This is a genomic window from Flavobacterium sp., assembly GCF_024642105.1.
Classification (GTDB): Bacteria; Bacteroidota; Bacteroidia; order Flavobacteriales; family Flavobacteriaceae; genus Flavobacterium.
This window is the reverse complement of record NZ_JAHEBT010000001.1, coordinates 91,552-111,698: the sequence shown is the minus strand read 5'-3', so window position 1 is coordinate 111,698 and position 20,147 is coordinate 91,552. Positions and strand designations below refer to the sequence as shown.

At 35.0% G+C, this 20,147-nt stretch carries 22 protein-coding genes, 1 tRNA gene and 1 pseudogene; 15 read left to right on the top strand and 9 right to left on the bottom strand.

What is annotated here, in order from left to right; genetic code table 11:
* The first annotated feature begins 136 nt into the window (after positions 1–136).
* The 5 genes from Q0L65_RS00580 to Q0L65_RS00560 all read left to right on the top strand — a co-directional run bounded on the left by Q0L65_RS00580 (position 137) and on the right by Q0L65_RS00560 (position 4,430).
* Positions 137–910 carry a DUF2520 domain-containing protein gene (locus Q0L65_RS00580; RefSeq protein ID WP_296682316.1) on the top strand — a complete coding sequence of 258 codons (774 nt, stop codon included), beginning with the start codon at positions 137–139 and terminating at the stop codon, positions 908–910.
* On the top strand, positions 894–1,421 hold the full coding sequence (locus Q0L65_RS00575; protein ID WP_296682314.1) for an HAD-IIIA family hydrolase: 528 nt from the start codon (positions 894–896) through the stop codon (positions 1,419–1,421). Before Q0L65_RS00580 ends, Q0L65_RS00575 begins: the two co-directional genes overlap by 17 nt.
* Before the next feature lie 12 nt (positions 1,422–1,433).
* Positions 1,434–2,021 carry a Maf-like protein gene (locus Q0L65_RS00570; protein WP_296682313.1) on the top strand — a complete coding sequence of 196 codons (588 nt, stop codon included), beginning with the start codon at positions 1,434–1,436 and terminating at the stop codon, positions 2,019–2,021.
* 9 nt (positions 2,022–2,030) lie between these two features.
* Positions 2,031–2,561, top strand: coding sequence for a mechanosensitive ion channel domain-containing protein (locus Q0L65_RS00565; protein WP_296682516.1), 531 nt, complete (start codon positions 2,031–2,033; stop codon positions 2,559–2,561).
* Between the two features lie 144 nt (positions 2,562–2,705).
* Positions 2,706–4,430 (top strand): sodium:solute symporter, encoded by a 1,725-nt coding sequence (locus tag Q0L65_RS00560; protein ID WP_296682311.1) that lies wholly within the window; start codon positions 2,706–2,708, stop codon positions 4,428–4,430.
* A gap of 59 nt (positions 4,431–4,489) precedes the next feature.
* Here the strand turns inward: Q0L65_RS00560 and Q0L65_RS00555 are convergent, their stop codons facing one another.
* The 5 genes from Q0L65_RS00555 to Q0L65_RS00535 are packed head-to-tail and all read right to left on the bottom strand — an operon-like array spanning position 4,490 to position 8,072.
* Entirely contained in the window at positions 4,490–5,335 is an 846-nt protein-coding gene (locus Q0L65_RS00555; RefSeq protein ID WP_296682310.1) for a DUF2911 domain-containing protein, read from the bottom strand.
* A 57-nt stretch (positions 5,336–5,392) separates the two neighbouring features.
* Positions 5,393–6,049, bottom strand: a complete 657-nt coding sequence (locus Q0L65_RS00550) for an HAD family hydrolase (protein ID WP_296682308.1) — start codon at positions 6,047–6,049, stop codon at positions 5,393–5,395.
* Positions 6,050–6,069: 20 nt separating this feature from the next.
* Entirely contained in the window at positions 6,070–6,789 is a 720-nt protein-coding gene (locus tag Q0L65_RS00545) for a tRNA threonylcarbamoyladenosine dehydratase (RefSeq protein ID WP_296682306.1), read from the bottom strand.
* 24 nt (positions 6,790–6,813) lie between these two features.
* Complete coding sequence (locus tag Q0L65_RS00540) at positions 6,814–7,476, bottom strand: TatD family hydrolase (RefSeq protein ID WP_296682305.1); 663 nt, start codon at positions 7,474–7,476, stop codon at positions 6,814–6,816.
* Positions 7,476–8,072 carry a DUF1684 domain-containing protein gene (locus tag Q0L65_RS00535; RefSeq protein WP_296682302.1) on the bottom strand — a complete coding sequence of 199 codons (597 nt, stop codon included), beginning with the start codon at positions 8,070–8,072 and terminating at the stop codon, positions 7,476–7,478. The genes Q0L65_RS00540 and Q0L65_RS00535 overlap by 1 nt, the downstream gene beginning before the upstream one ends.
* A 144-nt stretch (positions 8,073–8,216) precedes the next feature.
* On the opposite strand from Q0L65_RS00535, the pseudogene Q0L65_RS00530 reads away from it, so the two are divergent.
* From Q0L65_RS00530 to Q0L65_RS00515, 4 genes and pseudogenes are all read left to right on the top strand, one after another.
* Positions 8,217–9,431: pseudogene (locus Q0L65_RS00530) on the top strand (MFS transporter).
* 147 nt (positions 9,432–9,578) lie between these two features.
* Positions 9,579–10,481 carry a hypothetical protein gene (locus tag Q0L65_RS00525; RefSeq protein WP_296682300.1) on the top strand — a complete coding sequence of 301 codons (903 nt, stop codon included), beginning with the start codon at positions 9,579–9,581 and terminating at the stop codon, positions 10,479–10,481.
* Between the two features lie 167 nt (positions 10,482–10,648).
* A complete protein-coding gene (locus Q0L65_RS00520) occupies positions 10,649–10,792 on the top strand; it encodes an SsrA-binding protein (RefSeq protein ID WP_296682298.1) in 144 nt (47 codons plus the stop codon).
* Positions 10,793–10,887: 95 nt separating this feature from the next.
* Positions 10,888–10,961, top strand: a tRNA-Arg gene (locus Q0L65_RS00515).
* A gap of 234 nt (positions 10,962–11,195) precedes the next feature.
* On the opposite strand, the gene Q0L65_RS00510 is transcribed toward Q0L65_RS00515, so the two are convergent.
* Entirely contained in the window at positions 11,196–11,651 is a 456-nt protein-coding gene (locus tag Q0L65_RS00510; RefSeq protein WP_296682296.1) for a hypothetical protein, read from the bottom strand.
* 88 nt (positions 11,652–11,739) lie between these two features.
* Here Q0L65_RS00510 and Q0L65_RS00505 point away from each other — a divergent pair, with 88 nt between their 5' ends.
* Both Q0L65_RS00505 and Q0L65_RS00500 read left to right on the top strand, forming a co-directional pair.
* Positions 11,740–11,970, top strand: coding sequence for a helix-turn-helix transcriptional regulator (locus Q0L65_RS00505; protein WP_296682295.1), 231 nt, complete (start codon positions 11,740–11,742; stop codon positions 11,968–11,970).
* A gap of 116 nt (positions 11,971–12,086) precedes the next feature.
* Complete coding sequence (locus tag Q0L65_RS00500; RefSeq protein WP_296682292.1) at positions 12,087–12,656, top strand: pentapeptide repeat-containing protein; 570 nt, start codon at positions 12,087–12,089, stop codon at positions 12,654–12,656.
* 162 nt (positions 12,657–12,818) lie between these two features.
* Here the strand turns inward: Q0L65_RS00500 and Q0L65_RS00495 are convergent, their stop codons facing one another.
* The 3 genes from Q0L65_RS00495 to glyA form a co-directional block, all read right to left on the bottom strand.
* The gene (locus Q0L65_RS00495) at positions 12,819–13,316 is read right to left on the bottom strand and encodes a GNAT family N-acetyltransferase (RefSeq protein ID WP_296682290.1); all 498 of its coding nucleotides are present in this window, start codon (positions 13,314–13,316) and stop codon (positions 12,819–12,821) included.
* A 212-nt stretch (positions 13,317–13,528) separates the two neighbouring features.
* Positions 13,529–14,116: a tRNA-(ms[2]io[6]A)-hydroxylase gene (locus Q0L65_RS00490; RefSeq protein WP_296682514.1), complete on the bottom strand. Its 588-nt coding sequence runs from the start codon at positions 14,114–14,116 to the stop codon at positions 13,529–13,531.
* A gap of 107 nt (positions 14,117–14,223) precedes the next feature.
* Positions 14,224–15,498, bottom strand: a complete 1,275-nt coding sequence (gene glyA, locus Q0L65_RS00485; RefSeq protein WP_296682288.1) for a serine hydroxymethyltransferase — start codon at positions 15,496–15,498, stop codon at positions 14,224–14,226.
* A gap of 182 nt (positions 15,499–15,680) precedes the next feature.
* Here glyA and Q0L65_RS00480 point away from each other — a divergent pair, with 182 nt between their 5' ends.
* The 4 genes from Q0L65_RS00480 (at position 15,681) to argC (ending at position 20,095) form a co-directional block, all read left to right on the top strand.
* Positions 15,681–16,865 carry a hypothetical protein gene (locus tag Q0L65_RS00480; protein WP_296682286.1) on the top strand — a complete coding sequence of 395 codons (1,185 nt, stop codon included), beginning with the start codon at positions 15,681–15,683 and terminating at the stop codon, positions 16,863–16,865.
* Between the two features lie 441 nt (positions 16,866–17,306).
* A complete protein-coding gene (locus Q0L65_RS00475; protein WP_296682284.1) occupies positions 17,307–17,924 on the top strand; it encodes a GNAT family N-acetyltransferase in 618 nt (205 codons plus the stop codon).
* A gap of 7 nt (positions 17,925–17,931) precedes the next feature.
* Entirely contained in the window at positions 17,932–19,125 is a 1,194-nt protein-coding gene (locus tag Q0L65_RS00470; RefSeq protein WP_296682283.1) for an argininosuccinate synthase domain-containing protein, read from the top strand.
* A complete protein-coding gene (argC, locus tag Q0L65_RS00465) occupies positions 19,118–20,095 on the top strand; it encodes an N-acetyl-gamma-glutamyl-phosphate reductase (RefSeq protein ID WP_296682281.1) in 978 nt (325 codons plus the stop codon). Before Q0L65_RS00470 ends, argC begins: the two co-directional genes overlap by 8 nt.
* Positions 20,096–20,147 lie beyond the last annotated feature (52 nt).

Genomic DNA, 20,147 nt, shown 5'->3' with positions numbered 1-20,147 from the left:
GTATAAGTGGGACAAAAGTACTTAAAAATGTTGACTTCCATAATCGGACACTTGTTAATTTAATCCAAAAATAAGCCTCATTAGGATTTGAATAAATTGAAGCCAAACTCTTCATTTTTTTGCTAAATTTGCGGGTATGACTAAAGTAATTATTATCGGATCTGGAAATGTAGCGCAACATTTGATTCAGGCTTTTCAAAATAAAATTGTTTTGGATAGCCAAATTGAATTGGTTCAGGTGTTTGCGCGCAATAAAAAGAGTCTGACTCACCTACTCGATTCCAATAGTATTACTTCTGACTACACCCAATTACAAGCGGCAGATGTTTACATTATAGCAGTATCCGATGATGCTATTGCTGAGGTTTCGTCCCAATTGCCTTTTGAAAATCAATTGGTGGTTCATACTTCGGGAACGGTACCTTTGACTACTTTAGAAAATAAAAATCGTCGTGGAGTTTTTTATCCGTTACAAACGTTTTCCAAAGACAAAGCAGTGAATTTCAAAACAATTCCCATTTGTTTAGAAGCCGAAAATGAAAAAGATTTAGAAACGCTAAACCAAATTGCTAATGCAATTTCAGATGCTGTATACCAAATCAATTCTGATCAACGGAAAGCCTTGCATGTAGCGGCCGTATTTGTGAATAATTTTGTCAATCATTTGTACCAAATAGGAAACGAAATTTGCAATACTAACAACGTTTCTTTTGAGATTCTAAAACCTTTGATTCAAGAAACGGCGAATAAAATTGTGTCGCTTTCGCCAAAAGAAGCCCAAACAGGCCCAGCAAAACGAAACGATATAACCACAATTGAAGCACACCAACAGTTTTTGACTGATGAAAACCAATCTACTATTTATACACTACTAACTCAATCTATACAAAATAATGGCAAAAAGCTATAAAGAAATAATGAACGACATCACTACTTTTATTTTTGATGTTGACGGCGTACTTACTGATGGTTCTGTTTTTGTTTCTACCGAAGGAGAAATGTTACGAACCATGAATATTCGTGATGGTTATGCCCTAAAATCAGCGGTAGATTGTGGCTATAATGTGTGTATCATTTCGGGAGGAAGCAACGAAGGGGTTCGTGTTCGTTTACGTAATTTAGGCATTACCGATATTCATTTGGGAACACCCGATAAAGTAGCCACTTTTGATGAATACACCGATATTTATAATATCAAACCGGAACAGGTATTATATATGGGAGACGATATTCCTGACTATCACGTAATGAAATTAGTAGGATTACCTACTTGTCCTCAAGATGCTAGCCCTGAAATCAAAGCCATTTCTACTTATATTTCACATAAAAATGGAGGAAAAGGTGCTGTTCGTGATGTGATTGAACAAGTGATGAAAGTGCAAGGAAAATGGATGGAAAACTTTGACGGAAAACACGATTAATAATTCTATCCAATGCTTAGACATAAATTAGCCAATTATTCATTGATTTTAGCTTCGGGTTCGCCGAGACGCCAACAATTTTTCAAAGATTTGGATTTGGATTTTGAAATTCGGCTTAAAGAAATAGAAGAAGTCTATCCTCCTGAATTGAAGGCCGAAGCCATTACTAATTATTTAGCCGAACTAAAAGCCAATGCTTTTGAAGGAGAATTAAACGATAACGAAATTCTAATTACAAGTGATACCATTGTTTGGCACAACAATACTGCTTTGGGGAAACCCAAAGATGAACAAGATGCTTTTGCCATTTTAAAATCATTGTCGAATACCACTCACGAAGTCATAACTTCGGTTTGTTTTAAAACTAAAGAGAAAACAGATACTTTTTTTGAAGTAACTAAAGTAACTTTTAATACGCTAAGCGATGAAGCTATTCAGTATTATTTAGACCATTACAAACCGTACGACAAAGCGGGAGCTTACGGAATTCAAGAATGGATTGGTTTTGTTGGTGTAGCCAAAATAGAAGGTTCTTACACCAATGTAATGGGAATGCCAACAGATAAAGTATTTGATTATTTAAACAATTTAGACAACTAAACTATGTACATTTCATTTTTCAACGATTTTGCACGCGAAGCCATTGGTACTGGAATTGTTTTGATACTACTGGTACTATTACGAGTAATCACGACTAAATTAGTACGCCGCTATGCGCGTTTGAGCCAAACTATAGAAAGAAGAACAAATTTGGTAATTAAATACCTGCATTTACTAATTAATATTCTCTTAATTGTAGCTTTAATTATTATTTGGGGAGTTGATGCCAAAGACATTATTATAGCTGTATCGTCAATTGCAACGGTTGTAGGTGTGGCGATGGTTGCACAATGGTCTATTCTGAGTAATATTACTTCGGGAATTATTTTATTTTTTTCTTATCCATTTAAAATTGGAGATACCATTCATATTCACGATAAAGATTTTCCCGTGATTGCTGAAATTGAAGACATCAGCGCTTTTTACATAAGTATGATTAATAAAGAAGGCGAATTAGTAATCTATCCTAATAACTTATTGCTACAAAAAGGAGTTTCGATTATTAATACTGATTTTGAACCTACTGATTTTACAGATTAAATCCAATTCATTTACTAAGAGTAAAATCAATCAACGATGAAGGCAAAAACTAAAACATGGAAAAAAAGTTATACTTGGGTACTTGTAATTAATGCCATTTATATCTTGTTGTTTTACCTCATAATGCAGTTATACGCTTAAACTATGCAATTATTTGACTGGATCATACTCGTTGTTACACTGCTATTTATAGTAATTTATGGTGCTTGGAAAAGTCACGGAAGTAAAAACGTTCAAGACTACATTCTTGGAAGTAATGAAACGCCTTGGCACGTTGTTGGACTTTCTGTAATGGCAACACAAGCCAGCGCTATTACCTTCTTATCTACTCCGGGACAAGCCTATCATGACGGAATGGGATTCGTTCAGTTTTACTTTGGTTTACCCATCGCTATGGTAATTGTTTGTGTAACATTCATTCCTATTTATCACAAATACAAAGTGTACACCGCTTACGAATATTTGGGCAAACGATTTGATTTACGCACCCGTTCTTTGGCTGCTATCCTCTTCTTATTTCAAAGAGGACTCGGAACAGGATTGACTATTTATGCTCCAGCTATCATTCTGTCAGCCTTATTGGGTTGGAATATCAATTATCTGAATATTATTATTGGAGTACTGGTTATTATTTACACCGTAACTGGAGGAACCAAAGCGGTCAACGTAACCCAAAAACAGCAAATGTTTGTCATTTTGCTAGGGATGGTAATTACCTTTTTTTGGATATTGTATTACTTGCCCAATGACATGAGTTTCAGTAATGCGATGCACATTGCTGGTGCTAATGCTAAAATGGACATAGTCAATTTTTCGCTTGATCCAGAAGAAAAATATACGTTTTGGAGCGGAATTACGGGCGGTTTTTTCTTGGCTTTAGCCTACTTTGGCACAGACCAATCTCAAGTGGGGCGCTATTTATCTGGGAAATCAGTAAGAGAAAGTCAGATGGGATTATTGATGAATGGACTATTAAAAGTCCCAATGCAATTTTTTATTCTATTGACAGGAGTTTTAGTTTTTGTCTTCTTCCAATTCAATCCTGTTCCGTTAAATTTCAATCCAAATAATAAAATTATAGTTGAAAATTCGCCATTCAAAAAGGAATATCATACACTAGAAAAAAAGTTGGAATTGGTGTCTGAAGACAAGAAAGTAATCAACCTCTTGTACATTGACCAACTCAATCAAGATTACGACAATCCTATTCTTAGAAAAGAAATGATTGCTCTATCTAACAAAGAAAAAGACTTAAGAGATCGTGCCAAAGAAATCATTTCCAAAGCTGATATTCACAGCGAAACGAACGATAAAGATTATGTGTTTTTTCACTTTATCTTAAATTATTTACCCAAAGGACTCATCGGATTGTTACTAGCTGTAATCATTTCAGCAGCCATGTCATCAACCGCTTCGGGATTGAATGCATTGGCTTCCACCACAACCATTGATATTTACAAACGCAATTTACGAGTAGAAAAATCCGAGAAGCATTACCTGAATGCCAGCCAACTTTTTACTTTATTTTGGGGAATTGTGGCCATTCTTTTTGCTTGTATTGGCACCTTATTTGAAAACTTAATTCAATTGGTCAACATCATTGGGTCTATATTCTACGGAACAGTGTTAGGAATATTCCTAGTAGGTATTTACTCCAAACGAATTCAATCGGATGCTATTTTTTACAGCGCCGTTTTTAGCCAAATTACCATATTTATTATTTACTACTTTGCCATTTATATTTACCCAAGTGGCGAAGAAAAATTAGGGTATTTATGGCTCAATTTCATAGGTGCTTTATTGACCATAGTTATTGCTTGGCTTCTGGAGCGATTGGTATTCAAAAATCAGAAAGTCTTTGTTAGCTAAATAAAAAAATCCCGTTTAAAATTTTAAACGGGATTTTTTTTATTGCAATGAATGGCAAATTATTTCTTGCTCCATTCAGCAATACTGTCTTTATTCATTTTTACGTAATCTTGATTTTTAGCTTCTTCTGCAGCCTCTAGAGATAATTTTGCGGTTTCAATAGCGCCTGATTTATCACCTTGTTTTGCTTGAATCAACGATTTTAATCTTAAAAACCAAAATGGTTTGTCTTTACTCAATTCTAACGATTTATTTACATAGACCAATGATTTTGCTAAATCATTATTGGATTGATATAAAAAGTTCGCTGCTGAATAATAATCATTGGCTGTAGGACCGGCCAATACTTTTTCAATACTTGCCATCGCCGTTTTTTGAGTAGGTACTTCAAACTTTAAAGCCACGTAGGAGTTCTCCCAAAAAATTTCTAAAAATGCTGAATTGGTTTCTAAACCCGAGACACTAATGGTTAAACTTTCTACTGGTTTTGATAATGCTTCTTCTTTTACCGTAGTTTTCAATGCTACGTTAGCTTCATTGAATTGTTCTGGTAATCCCCAGTTATCAGTAGTCGTATAAAAAATAATATCCCAACTTTCAATTCTTGGTACTGTGTACAAAGCATATTTTCCTTTCTTCAAGGTTTTTCCGTCAATGATTACATCATCGCTAAAAGATACGGTTGTATTTTCATTGGCACCTGTTCTCCAAAGTTTACCAAACGGTACTAAATTTCCAAAAACAGGTCTTCCTTTTGCTCCTGGACGAGAATAATTTAATTCTACTTCTGTCAATCCAACCATTTGATTGACAGCAGCTCTTGGACTGGCTTGTGGTGTTTTAATTTGTGCTTGAGCAACAAATTGAGAAATTAATACTGCTAATGCAAAAATTATTTTTTTCATAGTTTTGTTTTTTAGTTTTCCAAATTTACAAATTCAATTGAATGTTCAGTGTTAATATTAATTTAATACACGTACAACTTCAGCATTCAACTCTTTAAAGTGATTGATTACCCTATCTGCCTCGTCCAAGTTCTGGTCTTTGGAATGTTCACTATTGTATCCCACACAAAAAATACCAGCCGCTTTAGCCGCTTTTACTCCGTTAGTACTGTCTTCAATCACAATACAATTTTCTTTTGGAGCTATCGACAAAGAAGCAGCATGTTCAAAAATAGCCGGATGTGGTTTGGACTTTGGAAAATCTTCTCCACTCACAATATGAGTGAAAAAATCGTGTAAGCCAAAACGAGTAAAAACTCGGTCAATGGTCACTTTAGAAGCCGAAGAAGCCACAATTAGTTGGATTCCGTTTTGGTGTAAATCTTCAATTAAAGCACGAACACCTTCTAATAATTCCAAATCTTCTTTGGTATCAAAAGCATCATTAAAAATACTTCTTTTTCGCTGAATCAAATCTTCTACCTCCTGCGCTAGCTGAAATTGTTCTTTTAAAGTTTGAAATGTATTCCGAGTAGAAAATCCTGTAAACGAAGTGTACATCGCCTCGGTTACCTCAATATTCAATTCTGCAAATTGTTTGTAATACGCATAGCGGTGTACTGGCTCTGTATCCACAATTACACCATCCATATCAAAAATTACCGTTTGTATCATATTTTTATACTATTCACTAATTACTCTCTATTCAATAAATAACGAATCACCGTTTCAGCAGCATATAAGCCAAATAAGCCTGGCATGTAACTATTGGTGCCGTAAAATGATTTCTTAAAATTCTTTCCGTCAGTAGTTTTTAAACTGCTTTCATCTTGTATTTCTGAAGAGAAAACTACTTTCACTCCTTTGTCAATTTTCACTTCTTTCAAACGGCGTTTAATGGTGCGAGCTAAAAAGCAATTCTCCGTTTTACTAATATCGGACACTTTAACTTTAGCGGCTTCCATTTTGCCTCCAGCACCCATACTGCTGATGACTTTTACTCCTTTTCGTTTGGCCGCAATAATCAAATTCAATTTAGGAGTGACACTATCGATACAATCTAAAACATAATCAAATTCAGGTGAAACCAATTCAAACGCACGTTCTGGCGACAAAAATTCTTGGATTCGAGTCAATTGCAATTCGGGATTAATGTCCATTAAACGGTCGCCTACAATCGTAATTTTAGGTTGACCAACGGTAGAATGTAAAGCGGGTAATTGTCGGTTAATATTGGTAATATCCACCACATCGCCATCAACTATAGTCATATTGCCTACTCCTGCTCTTGCTAAAAATTCAGCAGCAAAAGATCCCACTCCTCCTAATCCAACGACTAATACTTTAGCGTTTTGTAATTTTTCTAATCCTTCTTTTTTAAATAATAATTCGGCTCTTTCTGTCCACTCTGCCATGATTGTGTTTATTTGTTTATTCGTTTATTTGGTTATTTGTTCTGATCCAAAGACCTTTCGGAAATTGGCATTCACTAGTTCTTGTATTTGGGCTACTGACAGCCCTTTATATTGTGCTGCCAAGTCATACACTTCTTGAATCGTTTGCTCATCCGTATCGGTTTCCAAGAAAAATTGATCGTTGGGCATGGCGCAAAAAACGGATTCTAATTGGGGCATTCGCAATAAATATTTCCCAAATGAAATGTAACAACCATTTGCCAACAATTCTTTGGCTACTTGTTCATTTTTAGAAAATCCGTGAATTAAAAAAGGAACCGAAATTTTCAATCTCTTTTTAATAGCAATCAATTCTTGAAAAGCCGCTACACAATGAATCACAACTGGTTTTTGGTACTGTTCTGCCAAAAGCAATTGACGCTCAAAAACGGTTTGCTGCAATTCAAACGGAACTTCAATTCGCTTGTCCAATCCGCATTCGCCCACTGCCAAACAACTGGAATCCTTTAATTTACTTTCGATAATAGCCAAATCACTTTCGATGCGATCTTCCACAATAAACCAAGGATGGATTCCAATAGAATAATTAGGAATTGCATCGGTAAATTCTTGAGGGTATTGATTGACTAATTCAACCACATCTGCCTGATTGCTATACGAATGAGTATGTAAATTAAAATAACGCATTAGTCATGAAACTTTTTAACTCCAGCTCGAATGGCGATTTTTAAATCGTTTTCCAAAGGCACTTTGGGACACGAATATTTGTGACTATACGCACAATACGGATTATACGAGGTATTAAAATCAATCACAATAGTATCTCCTTGCGGAATTTTCATGTCAATGTATTTTCCGCCAATATAACTTTCGTTCCCGCAAGTCAAATCAGAAAAAGGTAAAAACAAATAGTCTTTGTATTGCTCTTTCTTAGACAATTCTATATTTCTGTAAATATTGAGCTGAAAAGTTTGACCGTCAATGCTAAAATGCGCTTCTCCGTATTTCACATAAACCGGTTTTCTATCTGTAGACGTTTTCATTTCAAAAGGTTGCTCGTTCTCCGTGCGAATGAATTTAGCCACCACGTAGAACTTTTCATTGGCAGGATAAAAATCTAAGGTTTGAAACGTTTTTAAATCTTCAGGTAAAAGCGGACTCGTTTTAGCATCGGCATATTCGGCATTCAATTCGTTTTGGAATTTTTCTACCGCAGCCAGGCTGAATTGGGCTTGGGCAAAGCCAAACTGCAACACCATTAAAAGTACAAGTAAGTTCTTCATCTGAATATCTTTTCAACAAAAATACTACACAATACAACAGAAAACAAAGTGTTTTCTATTCAAATGAAATTTATTTCACATAGTGCTAATTTCAAAAATAAATCCTTGACTAAAAGTTGGTACCTTTGTCGCTCAAACTATACTATGATTCAGTCCGGACTGCAACGTTACATCAATAATTTTAGAGGCTTTCGAAGAGAAGTTTGGATTTTGGCGTTAATTACCTTTATTAATCGTGCAGGGACAATGGTATTGCCCTTTTTATCCAAATACCTAAAAGAAGACTTGCATCTTTCCTATTCACAAGTAGGTTGGATTATGGTATGTTTTGGTTTTGGATCGATGCTAGGCTCTTGGTTGGGCGGAAAATTATCCGACAAAATTGGGTTTTACAAAATCATGATTTTCAGTTTGTTTACTAGTGGTGTGTTGTTCTTTTTCTTGCAATACGTCACTTCGTTTTGGACTTTGTGCGTCAGTATGTTTACTATTATGGTTATTGCCGATATGTTTCGTCCTGCCATGTTCGTTTCGTTAAGTACTTATGCCAAACCCGAAAACCGCACCCGAGCCTTAACTTTAGTGCGTTTAGCTGTTAATCTTGGTTTTGCTGCAGGTCCCGCCTTAGGAGGTTTGATTATTTTGAGTCAAGGCTATCAAGCGTTATTTTGGGTCGATGGAAGTACCTGTATCATTGCGATTGTACTCTTTGCAGTATTGGTCAAAGAAAAGAAAGTTCCTGAAGATTTGATTGCCAAAAAACAAGCTGAATCCGAACGGGAATAAGTGTTTAAAGACAAAATATTTTGGATTTTCTTATTCGTTTGTTTCATTACCGCAGTCTTATTTTTTCAGTTATTTACCACGTTACCGCTCTATCACAGTGAGCATTTTGGTTTAACCGAATTTCAAAGCGGACTGATTTTATCATTCAACGGAATTCTCATTTTCTTTTTAGAAATGCCCATTGTCAGCTATTGCCAACGCAAAGACATCAGTAAACTGAGTATCATTCTTTGGGGATGTGTCTTAATGGCGATTAGTTTTTACATTTTGCTATTCAACGCTTGGGCGGGCATCTTAATTGTGAGTTTACTCTTTATCACTTTTGGCGAAATGTTCATTTTTCCTTTTTCCAATTCCTTTGCAATGAGTCGCGCGCCTAAAGGTCACGAAGGGCGTTATATGGCGCTGTTTACTATGAGTTTCAGTTTAGCGCATATAGCGAGTTCTAAAATGGGCTTGGAAATCATTAGCCAATGGAATTACCAAGCCAATTGGTTTGTCATGGGTAGTCTAGGCGTAATTGCTGTGTTGTGTTGTATTTGGTTGCAACGTTTATTGGCTTTGGAACACTAATCTCTTTTCAGAAAAAAATGTTGGCATTTTCTTATCAAAAAGTTAATTACGTTAAATTTTTGTAAAGGTATTTTTGGGTACAAAAATCAATTAATAGGTTTGCTTCGTTAAAAACAAAAATCAGTCGTATTAATTAAATTGTATACTATGAATATCAAAAAACAGTATTTTACATTAGCACTTGCTTTTACTTTAATTATTGGTGGTTCTATTGCTGTATTGGCACAAAATAAGAAAAACCAAGACCGCTTAGAAATCAACAACACTTTGGATGATGTGGTGATGACTTGGAACAAAACCACACCCGAATCAGAAATGAATGACGATGTAAAAGCCTTAAAAAAATACGGTGTAACCATCAATTATTCGGATGTGAAACGTAATACCAAAAACGAAATAACGGGTTTAAAACTAAGCTACGAAGACGAAAAAGGGAATAAAGGCGAATTGAAACTCAACCAGCAATCGCCTATTTCGACTATTAACTTTTACAAATATGGAAACGAAATTGGTTTTGGAACACCTGCTAATTCCAATGGAATGGGTAACTTTTTCTTTAATGGTTTACCCAATGGAGACGCATTGAAGCAGTTTGGTTTCCATGATGAAGACGGAAATCCATCAACTGAAAACTTCCGATTTAATTTCTCTGACAAAAACGATGCTCCAAAATCGACTAAAAAATCCAAAATTGTCATCAAAAAACCGAATAAAAAAGACTTAATTATTGAAGATGGTGAAGTCATTTCAGGAAAAGACGATTACACTACCGAAGAAATTGAAAAAATCAAAAAAGATGCTGAAATAAGTTCCGATAGTTTTGGGACTACAGAAGCGAACCCATTAGGCGAATTTGATTTACGAAATGAAAAAGGCATTCAAGATTTCAAGAAAAAAATCAAAAAAATGATGCATTCTGAAGATACGGATGCCGACGAAAAATCAGAATTGGCTAAAGCCAAAGAGGAAATGATCAAAGCAAAAGAAGAATTAGAAAAAGCCCGAATCGCCTTGGAGAAAGCCAGTCAGTCGAAATCCAAAAAGAAATAAGTAACAAAAAATCATATATTTGTCAAACTAAACTTGTTTGCATTACCTATTCGCTATCGCTCGAGCCAGTTTCTTAAAAAATATTGATATTATTTATAGATTCCGAAATAAATTCGGAATGACAAAATTCGTACTTTTTCTAACCCTCTATTTTACCAAAAAAAGCAATGTTCAAAGTGTTAGCCAAAATCAACAAAATACTATTGCCGAGTTTAACCAAACAAGGTTTGGATGTCACCAAAGCGAAGAAATGGCAGATGGCATTGATAGGATACCGTTATTATGTAACCTGTAGAGCCTTAGACAAATAAATACCGAAAGGCAGTAGTTGTCCAAAAAAAGCAGTTATTTTTTAATTTTCGATTTGGATATCTACTAATTTTACCTATATTTGCACCCGAATTAAGGCCTCGTGGCGCAACTGAATAGCGCATCTGATTACGGCTCAGAAGGTTACTGGTTTGAATCCAGTCGAGGTCACGAATAAAAACAAAACAATCCAAAAATAATCAAGTTTACTTGAAATTATTTTTGGATTGTTTGTTTTTTCAAAGCGGAGCTTTACTGGATATACAATCCAGAAACTGCTTGAGCGTTTTTTTGTTTTAATAGTATTAGCTAAAAGTCAGGAGACTTTACGTAGCAGGGATTTTTAAGATAATAAAAACCCGATAATATATAAACTATATCAGGTTTTTATAATTTCTATTAAATTTAGTTTTTTTGCTGTTTGATTGTCCATTTGTTTAACTTATCAATAAGTTTATTTATTTGACCTTCATTTAATTGTGCAACCCCAGCCTGTCCGTCTCCTGAAATCCAAAGAACTTTAACGCCAAGAATGGTATCTTTCTTTACAGTTCTATTTAAGTCTAAATTAATTGACTCACCTTTTTCTAATTTCAATATTAATTCCTTCAGCTTTTCTAATTGCTTTAAAAAATCATCTGCATTATTAGACTGTGCTATTGTCATTCCTTCATCGAATTGATTCGTTGTAGGCATATAAGAAAAATATTCTTTTCTTAGAATTTCTCCATTTTCTTTAACTGTAGTTACTCCCATCCTTAAACCAGTCATAGATTCAACAATATAATCTGTTTTTTTAATTTCCTGTGCATTTGTTGATAATGCAAAGACCGCTAATAATAGCAATAATAACTTTTTCATATTTTATAAATTAAATTTTGTCAAATATAATAAAAATTGTAGGCACTTATGCGTTCATTCAAAAAATAAATCTTTTGATTTTTGATATATGGATATTTCAGAAGAAAGTTTTATTGCAAATCTTGGTGTTCACATAAGACAATTACGTGAAAAGAAAAATATGTCTCAACAAGATTTAGCAAATGATTGCGCTATTCCTAAATCTCAAGTTGCTAGAATAGAAAGAGCTAAAATAAATACAACTGTACGTACATTAATAAAAATAGCTAATGCTTTAGGGATTGAACCTAAAGAATTAATGGACTTTTCTATCAAATAAAAGTAGTACCCGACTCCTCGAAATCTCAACGCTTTACCAAATACATAAAATAATTATTCCCATTATTTCCCAATAGAAATAAGTAATTTAGCCCCAACAGGAACCAATACAATTCTATGACCACCTATTTCTTTGACACCACCTACCAAGACACCACTTATGGTGAGGAAGCCATGCACCTCAAAGAATTTAAATCCTGTCAGTTTATTAATTGTGATTTTACCGCTTGTAATTTTATTGGGGTTACTTTTATTGACTGTACATTTACCAATTGCAACTTTAATAGCACCAAACTCAATCATACCGCTTTACGAACCGTACATTTCAACAACTGCAAAATGCAAGACATTAATTTCTCCATGTGCGATAAATTAATTTTTGAAATAGCGTTTAGCCGTTGCAACTTGGATTTCTCCAAATTTTATACGCTAAAACTAAAAGAAACGCAGTTTAAAAACTGTAGTTTGATTGCTGTCGATTTTATGGCGACTGATTTGTCAGAAGTAGTTTTTGACCATTGTGATTTGTATCGCGCAGAATTTGACAAAGCCAATGCCTCAAAAGCTGATTTTAGAACCAGCTACAATTATACCATTGACCCTGAGAAAACCAAAATTAAAAAAGCCACTTTCGCTTTAGAAGGCCTTAAAGGATTGTTGTTCAAACACAATATTATTGTGGAGTAATTAGTTTAAAGATAATTTTCCGTCAGTTCGAGTGATTTTCTTCCGATACTTCGGGAAGAAAATAGTATCGAGAAAAAGGAAAATTGTATTTAAAACGGTTCTCGATACATTTTTTGTTTCGCTTCACTTCACAAAAAACACTCGAACTGACGTTTTAAATAATTACAATCGAAACTCCATTTTGTAGTCTTCCATCAAGTAGCCGTGGTCTAAGGCAACGTCTTCTTCTCCTACAATGTCAAACCCCATTTTTTGATAAAAGGTAACTGCTGTATTGAATCGATTCACATTCAAAGACACAGCATCAGATTGATTTTCTGTAGCCGCTTTCACTACCGAATCAATCAACAACTTCCCTGCTCCTTTGCCTTGCGACTCGGGTACTAAATAAATCTTATGCAATCGGGTGGTGTTTTGTCCTAAATAATGGTGTTCATAGGAAGCAAAACCCAAAACAGTTTCGTTTTCTTTCACCAAAATAAATTGATGTCCCTTCTCCTCCATTTGCACCGTCAACGCTTCATCAGAATAAAACAATTCCAACATGTACTTTAATTGCGCCGCAGGAACAATGCTGCCGTAGGTATCTGGCCACGTTCTATACGCGATATCACGTATTGTTGCTGTATCTACTGGTGAACCTTTTTGAATGAAAAGCATTTGAAACTAGATGGTTAGATGATTAGACTGTTAGACTTTTTAGATTTTGAAATTGACTTTTGAAATTGACTTTTGAAATTGTAATTGATTTTTGAAATTGTTTTAAACCATATAAGGAATATAAGAAAATATAAGGTTTCGTTATTAAACAATGAATTTTGAAATTGACTTTTGAAATTGTAATTGACCTTTGAAATTGATTTTTGATATTGCTATCCGTGAACGGTTTCGCTTTTACCATAATTAGTAATGATAGAAGCTTCAAAATCCAACCATTCTCTCCAGCGTTGCTCCACATCAATGCCTTCTCCGTATTTTCGGGCATAGCCAATAAAAGTAGTATAATGACCCGCTTCACTTTCCATCAAATCACGATAGAAGGTCGACAATTCTTCGTCTTCAATATTTTCGGAAAGTACTTTAAAACGCTCACAACTTCTGGCCTCAATCATCGCCGAAAACAACAAGCGTTCTACTAAGCCCGAAACCCGACTCCCCGTATTGCTTCGTTTCATGTACAAATACAATTCATTCACATAATCATCTTTGCGTTCGCGACCTAATTTCAGTCCGCGTTTGATGATGATATTGTGTACTTGTTCAAAATGGTCGATTTCTTCTTTGGCCAAAGCCAATAAATCCTGAACTAAATCTTGATGCTCCGAATTGTGTGTAATGATTGTAATAGCATTGGTAGCGGCTTTCTGTTCGCACCAAGCGTGATCCGTCAGAATTTCTTCAATGTTTTTCTCAACAATATTTACCCATCTTGGGTCGGTAGGTAGTTTTAATCTCAGTATGGACATTTGAATCGGAATTTATAAGGGAGTAAAAATAAAAAAGTTTAAAGTTTTGCGAAACAGTGTTACACAAAACTTTAAACTTTATATCAATAAGGAGTGCTATCTTAGAAAACGAAGATGGCTCTTTCGCTCATCATTTCATTTACTTCAGCAGCTACTTCTTCAATTACATCTTCGTCAGTATGATTCATCAAGACTTTATCAATAAGTGCTACAATAGTTTCCATATCTTCTTCCACTAAACCACGAGTAGTAATCGCAGCAGTTCCCACACGAATTCCTGAAGTAACAAATGGTGATTTGTCATCAAATGGAACCATGTTTTTATTTACTGTAATTTCTGCTTTTACTAACGCATTTTCAGCGTCTTTACCAGAAATGTTTTTGTTTCTTAAGTCAATCAACATCATATGATTGTCTGTACCACCAGAAATGATTTTATATCCTCTTTTCACAAAAGCGTCAGCCATAGCTTTCGCATTTTTTTGCAACTGCATCGCATACGTAAAGAATTCATCTTTCAAAGCTTCACCAAAAGCAACTGCTTTAGCAGCGATGATATGCATTAACGGCCCTCCTTGATTTCCAGGAAAAACAGCCAAGTCCAATAAATTAGACATCATTCTGATTTCGCCTTTTGGAGTAGTTAAACCAAATGGGTTTTCAAAATCTTTCCCCATCAAAATCAATCCACCACGTGGTCCACGCAATGTTTTATGTGTAGTTGTTGTTACAATATGACAGTGAGGCAACGGATCGTTCATCAATCCTTTGGCAATCAAACCTGCTGGATGCGAAATATCAGCCAATAAAATAGCACCAACGCTATCTGCAATTTGTCTGAAACGAGCAAAATCCATATCACGAGAATAAGCCGAAGCTCCAGCGATAATTAATTTGGGTTGCTCTTTAGTCGCAATTTCTTGAATTTTATCGTAATCTAATCGCCCTGTTTCTTTGTCAACACCGTAAAAAACTGGGTTGTACAAACGTCCAGAAAAATTCACTGGCGAACCGTGAGTCAAGTGACCACCGTGAGCCAAATCAAATCCTAAAATAGTATCACCTGGTTTAATACAAGCGTGGTATACCGCAGTATTAGCTTGAGAACCTGAGTGAGGTTGCACATTAGCATATTCAGCACCAAACAATTCTTTAGCTCTGTCAATGGCAATTTGTTCCACAACATCCACTACTTCACAACCGCCGTAGTATCTTTTCCCAGGATATCCTTCTGCATATTTGTTAGTCAAAACAGAACCCGCAGCTTCCATCACTTCGTCACTTACAAAGTTTTCTGATGCAATTAATTCTATTCCGTGAATTTGTCTTTCTTGTTCTTCTAAGATAAGGTCAAAAATTTGTTCGTCGCGTTGCATTTGTGTAGTTTTCGTTAATTTCCCGCAAAAATACAAAAATTCGTTGGCTAAATAGTCGCTTAGCAATATATTTGGACTAGTATTTTTTAACAAATTAATTAACAAAGGACCTGCTCTCTTTTTGATGGCATCGTTTTTGAAAAAAAGTACCCTATCCCAAACTAAAATTAAAACCACTATTCATGAAAAAAATTACACTCCTTTTTAGCTTTTTAGTTTTTATAACCAGTTGCGCACTCAAACACACCCAAGAATTAGTCCATTCTGGCGATTATGATAACGCCATCACAATAGCCGTTTCAAGTTTGGAATCCAATAAAGATAAAAAGAGCAAGCAAGATTATGTGTATTTGTTGGAAGAGGCTTTCGCCAAAGCCAAAGAAAGAGACTTGAATACTTTAAACTTGCTCGAAAAAGAGAATAATCCAACGCAAATAGAACGTATATATCAGCTTTACTTAGGATTAAATAACCGACAAGAAAAAATCAAACCTTTGCTCCCGCTGCAATTATTCAAAGAAGGGCGCGCTGCTATTTTTCCATTTGAAAATTACAACGACAAATTAATTGCAACTAAAAACGCTCTTTCTAATTATTTGTATATCAATGCCAAAGCTTTACTTAAGAGCACAAATAAAATGGATTTTCGTAAAGCTTTTGACGATTTTACTTATTTGAGCCAAATCAATCCCAATTTCAAAGACGTCAATGAGCTATTAAAAGAAGCTAAATTCAAGGGCTCTGATTATGTTTTGGTTAGCACAAAAAACGAAACCAATATGATTATTCCCGTTCGTTTACAAAACGATTTACTGGATTTTAACACCTATGGTTTGAACGACAAATGGACCGTATATCACAATGCAGAACAAGATGGAATTCGCTATGATTTTGGGGTTCGTATCCGTTTTAGAGAAGTTGTTATTTCACCAGAGCAAATCAAAGAGAAAGAGTTCATCAAAGAACGTCGCATCAAAGACGGACAAAAAAAATTAATTGATGCCAACGGAAAAGAAGTGTTGGACGAAAAAGGAAAAGTCGTTTTTGTAGACAATTGGAAAGATGTAACTGTAAAAATTAATGAAGTTAAACAATTCAAATCCTGTATGATTATAGCTAAAGTGGATTATAGCAACTGGACTACAAATCAGTTATTACAAAGCTTTCCGTTGAGTAGCGAATTCATTTTTGAAAATGTGTATGCCAATTACAAAGGAGACCGAAGAGCTGCTGACGATAGTTATTTTCCAAATTTTGATAAAAAAACAGTCCCTTTTCCTAGCAATGAACAAATGATTTTTGATACAGGTGAGGATTTAAAAAACAAACTCAAAGGTATTTTAAACCAAAATCCGCTGCGAAATTAATTACACGTCAACACATAACTAAGTCGTTGAATATCAAAAATCAACGAGTTTTATATTTTCACATCCTAACATTGACGCAAAAAAATGTTAGAAATCGCAAAATTGCTCTTGTTTTATAAAAAAAGTTGTATTTTTGCAGGCGATGAATAAAATCAGTTTACATATAACTTTCTTATCACGGATAAACACCTATTCTACTTCTCCCGAGGTACGGACACTATCTTTATAGTATCCACAAAGTGTTGTATCATTTATTCATTTTTCAATTTACCGTTTTGAAATCATTTTCGTTTTACATTGGATGTACATATCCTAAGAATTACATTTTAAATCCTTTAATACTAAGTTGGAACACTTTACAGAAGTGGGCTATAACTTGGAATGAAATTGGTTCAAAACTAATTGTTTTTGTTTCATTTAATTCAAAATTCAACTCTTGCAATGAATATTAAAATTGTTGTAACTCAAGAAGAGCATTATAAGTTTGCGGAAGAAATCTGCGATACCATTGAAACCTCTGCCAAATTAAGAGGAACTGGAATCGCTAAGAGAACTCCAGAATACATCCAGAAAAAGATGGAAAACCAAGACGCCATAATCGCTTTGGCTGATGGTAAATTTGCTGGTTTTTGTTATATCGAAAGTTGGGAACACGGAAAATTCGTAGCGCATTCGGGTTTAATTGTACACCCAGACTATAGAAATCACGGTTTAGCCAAAAAAATCAAATCAAAAGTATTTGATTATTCGCTTAAAAAATACCCTGATGCTAAAGTTTTCGGAATCACTACTGGTTTAGCCGTAATGAAAATCAATTCGGATTTAGGGTACAAACCGGTTCCATTTTCTGAATTAACTACCGATCCAAGTTTCTGGAAAGGATGTCAAACTTGTACCAACTATGAAATTTTAAAGAGCAAAGACAATAAAATGTGTCTTTGTACCGGAATGTTGTACGATCCAAAGGAAAAACCAAAAGATCCACCCAAACATCCATTTAACGTAAAAGTACTCAACAGATTAAAAAAAATTAAAGAAGCCTTATTCTTAAAAAAATAATTATACCATGAAAAAAGTTGTATTAGCCTATAGCGGAGGATTAGACACCTCATATTGCCTAAAATATTTAAAAAACGAAAAAGGATATGAAGTTCATACTGTATTAATCAATACAGGTGGCTTTGATGACGAAGAGCTACAAGCTATCGAAGACAGAGCCTATGAATTGGGAAGTGCCAAACACGCTAACCTTACAATTCTAGATAAATATTACGATAAAGCCATTAAATATTTGATTTACGGAAACGTATTAAAAAACAACACTTACCCACTTTCTGTAAGTGCTGAACGTGTTTTTCAAGCTATTGAAGCGATTAAATATGCGAAATCAGTTGGCGCAAGCGCAATTGCTCACGGAAGTACCGGTGCTGGAAACGACCAAATTCGTTTTGATTTGATTTTCCAAACCATTGCTCCTGAAATTGAAATCATCACTCCTATTCGTGATTTGAAATTATCACGTCAGGAAGAAGTGGATTATTTAGCTAAAAACGGCGTACACTATTCTTGGGAAAAAGCACAATATTCGATTAACAAAGGCCTTTGGGGAACCAGTGTGGGTGGAAAAGAAACCTTAACTTCTCACGAAGCATTACCAAGCGAAGCCTACCCTTCTCAATTGCAAAAACAAGGAGAAGAAAAAGTAACTTTGGAATTCAACGAAGGACAATTGATAGCCGTAAACGGTAAAAAAGACACGCCTCCAAACAACATTGTGATTTTAGAAAAATTGGCGAATGCCTATGCTATTGGTAGAGACATCCACGTGGGTGACACCATTATCGGAATCAAAGGAAGAGTTGGTTTTGAAGCCGCTGCTCCATTAATCATCATCAAAGCACACCATTTACTAGAGAAACATACTTTGGGTAAATGGCAACAATATTGGAAAGAACAATTAGGCAACTGGTACGGAATGTTATTCCACGAAGGACAATTCTTAGACCCAGTGATGCGTAATATTGAAACTTTCTTGGAAGACACTCAAAAAACAGTCAACGGAACCGTGACGGTAACTTTGAAGCCGTATCATTTCTCATTGGACGGAATCGAATCTAAAAACGATTTGATGAATACTGGATTTGGACAATATGGAGAAATGAACAATGCTTGGACATCAGAAGATGCCAAAGGATTCATTAAGATTTTAGGAAATGCACAAAATATATTTTCATCAGTAAACCAATTGAGTCATGATTAAAGTTGGAATAATTGGAGGTTCTGGATACACGGCGGGCGAACTCATCAGAATTTTGATGTTTCACCCCAATGCTACTCTAGATTTTGTGTACAGCACGACTAATGCTGGGAAACCTTTATCCATTGCGCATCACGATTTGATGGGCGATATCGAAATGAATTTCACTGACCAAGTAAACCCTAACGTAAATGTGGTTTTCTTGTGTTTGGGTCATGGTAAATCAAAAGCGTTTTTAGAACAAAACCAATTTTCAAACGACACTAAAATTATTGACTTAGGCAACGATTTTAGATTGACTAAAGACGCTGCATTTGACGGAAAGCAATTTGTTTACGGTTTACCTGAATTGAACAAAGCAGCAATACAATCTGCTAATCATATCGCTAATCCAGGTTGTTTTGCGACCGCAATTCAATTGGCATTATTGCCGTTGGCAAAAAATGGATTACTCAACGAAGATGTACATATTAACGCCACAACCGGAAGCACAGGAGCTGGAGTAAGTCCTTCAGAAACCACCCATTTCAGTTGGAGAAACAATAATATGTCGCACTACAAAGCTTTTGAACACCAACATTTAGGCGAAATCAACCAAAGTATTCAGCAGTTACAAACTGGATATCCTAACGAATTGATTTTTGTTCCTAACAGAGGGGATTTTGCTAGAGGAATTTTTGCTACTTTATACACTACTGTAACGGATAGTTTGGAAGATATTGTTGCGAAATATGAAGCCTATTATGCTAATCAACCCTTTGTAACAGTTACGACCACCAATATCAACATGAAACAGGTAGTACAAACCAACAAGTGTATTATTAGTTTAATGAAAAAAGGAAACCGGCTTTTAATTACATCCATAATTGACAATTTAACCAAAGGAGCCTCTGGACAAGCAATTCAAAATATGAACTTGTTATTTGGCTTAGAAGAAACCACAGGATTGCATTTAAAGCCTTGTGGATTTTAGCCCCCTATCCCCCAAAGGGGGAAAAGAAATAATTTAGATATAACTATGAACA